At 58.8% G+C, this 468-nt stretch carries 1 pseudogene; it reads left to right on the forward strand.

Features of this window, described 5'->3' with window-relative positions:
* Nucleotides 1-6: 6 nt before the first annotated feature.
* Nucleotides 7-468 (forward strand): annotated as a pseudogene (locus DVK00_RS20870) (carbohydrate ABC transporter permease); the annotation flags it as partial.

The following is a 468-nucleotide window of genomic DNA, read 5'->3' on the forward strand; positions in this document are numbered from 1 at the left end:
GATATAATGTCCAGCGAAACCGACGGCACATCAGACGACACCGGACCGCTCGCACGGTGGGCGCGGAATGCGATCCACAACCCACGACGTGTGTATCGAGCGTTGATCTACGTCGCGATGGCGTTTTTCATGGTCACGACAGTATTCCCGTTCTACTGGTTACTCGTCCTCGCGGTGACGCCGCAAGGGAACCTGCTGTCCGGGAGTTTCCTCCCAACTGTCGAGCTGTTCGGCGTCAGCGGTACGTTTCCGCTCCCCGTTCCGAAGGGATTCAATCCGACAGCGTTCGTTACCGTCTTCGAGCAGGTCCCGTTCCACCTGTACGTGCTGAATAGCTTCGTGCTAGCCACCACGACGACAGTTATCGTCCTCATCGTCGAGAGCCTCGCAGGCTACGTGTTCGGACGAATCGAGTTCCCCGGGCGCGCGCTGTTGATGCTCGGTATCCTCGCCATCAGTTACTTCCCG

This window comes from Haloarcula sp. Atlit-47R, from assembly GCF_003665985.1.
Classification (GTDB): Archaea; Halobacteriota; Halobacteria; order Halobacteriales; family Haloarculaceae; genus Haloarcula; species Haloarcula taiwanensis.